Below are 2,369 nucleotides of genomic sequence, written 5' to 3'. Positions count from 1 at the left end.
GCGATGCTGGTGCCGCAGCAATACCAGAGCATGCTCGCCCGCGCCGCCGATTACGCCAATGACCGCATCGTGCTCGGCGTCCACTACCCGCTCGACATCATCGGCAGCCGGGCGCTGGCCGCCTACGACCTCGCGCAGGCGTTCACGAACCCGGCCTACATCAACAATGCCGCGATGACCGGCGTCGCGATCAACCTGCCGAACCAGTTCGTGAAGGCGCAGGGCGAGCTTCAGGCCTACCTCGCCGCCCAGTGCGGCAACACCGTCGCGGCCTGCGCGGGCGGCGCCGCCAACACCGCGGGCAACCCCTACGTCCCGTCCGCGGCCAACCAGGCCGCCTACCAGCAGCGCCTGACCTACGGCCTGCCGACCCTGAGCTTCGCCCAGGCGCCCCGCGAGGCCGCCCCGGCGGGCGGGCCCGACGCCGCGATCCTGCTGGCGCCGCTCTACGGCGGCTCGACCGCCGCCGCCCGCACCCTCGCGCCCAACGGCGGCCTCTACGGCCAGCTCGCGACCGACACGATCAACCAGATCGTCGTCAACACCGAGACCAACGCGCTCGCCGCCTTCTACGGCAGCCCGCTGAGCTACTGGAGCCGCATCGACCTGTATTCCGCCGCCGGCTACTTCGGCAACGTCACCGGCACCCTGCGGATGGACACCGGCGACCGCCTCGGCATCGATGTCGGCATCGGCCAGGGCGGCGCGCTCTACGCCAACGGCACCATCGCCGGCACGGTCTCGGTCAATGCCGGCGGCCTGCTCGGCGGATCGGGGACCGTCGGCGGGATCGCGGCTTTGTCGGGGGGCACGGTGTCGCCGGGCAACTCGATCGGCACGCTCACCGTCACCGGCGCGGTCGCGTTCGCGCCGGGCTCGGTCTACCGGGTCGAGGCCAACGCCGCCGGCCAGGCCGACCGGATCGCCGCCGGCGGCGCCGCCAGCCTCGGCGGCGGCACCGTGCAGGTGCTGGCGGCCTCGGGCGCCTACGGCCCGCGCACCAGCTACGCGATCCTCTCCGCGGCCGGCGGCGTCTCCGGCCGGTTCGACGGGGTGACCGCCAACCTCGCCTTCCTGGCGCCGGGGCTGCGCTACCTGCCCAACGAGGTCGACCTGACGCTGACCCGCACCGACGTGCCGCTGGCCGCCGGCGCCACCGGCCGCAACGGCATCGCCGCCGCCAACGCGCTCCAGGCGGCGGGGTCCGGCCGGGCCTACGACGCCGCCGTGGCGTTCACCACGAGCGAGGCCGCCGACGGCTTCCGGGCGCTCGCCGGCGACATCCATGCCGGCACGGTCTCGGCGGCCTACGAGACCGCGTTCTTCGTGCGCGAGGCGGTGCTCGACCGCCTGCGCTGGGGCGGCTCGGCGTCGGGCCTGGATTACGGCACCCTGCCGGCGGCCTACAGCGCCGACCTGCCGGGCCGGCCGCCGGTGGCGGCGAGCGTGCCGGCGCGGATCCTCGACCCGCAGGTGTTCGGCCTGTGGGGCCAGGGCTTCGGCGCCTTCGGCACGGCGGGCGGGGGCGGCAACGCCTTCGACCTCGACCGGCAGATCGCCGGCTTCGCGCTGGGCGCCGACCTCCGGCTGCCGGGCGGGTTCAAGCTCGGCGTGGTCGGCGGCTACACCGAGGCCAACCTCGACAGCGCCGGCCGCCAGGGCGGCGGCGCGCGGGCGGAGAGCGCGACGCTCAAGAGCGGCTTCGGCGGCGTCTATGGCGGCGTCGAGTTCGGCCCGGTCGCGGTGCGGCTGGGCGCGCTCTACGCCGACACCGACACCCGCACCCGGCGCAGCGTGCTCTACGGCCTGTCGGACAGCCCGACCGGCCATGGCGGCGGCCACACCGTCCAGGGCTTCGGCGAGATCGGCTACCGGTTCACGCTCGGCGCGCCGTCGGCCCTGGTGGCGAAGGACGGCCCGGCGCTGCAGCAGGCCTCGACCTATCTCGAGCCGTTCGTGGGCGCGGCCTATATCGGCATCCGGCGCGACGGCTTCGCCGAGACCGGCGGGGCGGCGGCCCTGGTGAGCTACGCGCGCGACTACGACCTCGGCGCGGCGACCGCGGGGGTGCGGGCGCAGACCAGCCTGGATCTGGGCCTCGGGCTCCCGGTGAAGGCCTACGGCCTGCTCGGCTACCGGCGGGCGTTCGGGGACGTGGTGCCGACGGCGCTGCTGAGCTTCGGCACCGGCCCGGCCTTCCTGAGCGCGGGCGTGCCGATCGACCGGGACGCGCTGGTGGCGCAGGCGGGGCTCGACCTGCGGGTGGCGCCGAACGCGACGCTCGGCGTGGCCTATACCGGCCAGGTCGGGGCCCGGGCGCAGGACCAGGCCGTCAAGGGCAACCTCACCCTCCGGTTCTGAACGGGGGC

The 2,369-nt window shown here is 75.3% G+C and carries 1 protein-coding gene; it reads left to right on the top strand.

Annotated elements, in window-relative coordinates; all coding sequences use genetic code 11:
- Window positions 1-2,361: autotransporter domain-containing protein (locus MKL11_RS22435; RefSeq protein ID WP_243947434.1), on the top strand; the 2,361-nt coding region annotated here is incomplete at its 5' end.
- Window positions 2,362-2,369: the final 8 nt, after the last annotated feature.

The sequence above is a fragment of the Methylobacterium sp. J-077 genome, assembly GCF_022829365.1.
Lineage (GTDB): Bacteria > Pseudomonadota > Alphaproteobacteria > Rhizobiales > Beijerinckiaceae > Methylobacterium.
This window is presented reverse-complemented; position numbering and strand designations above follow the sequence as displayed.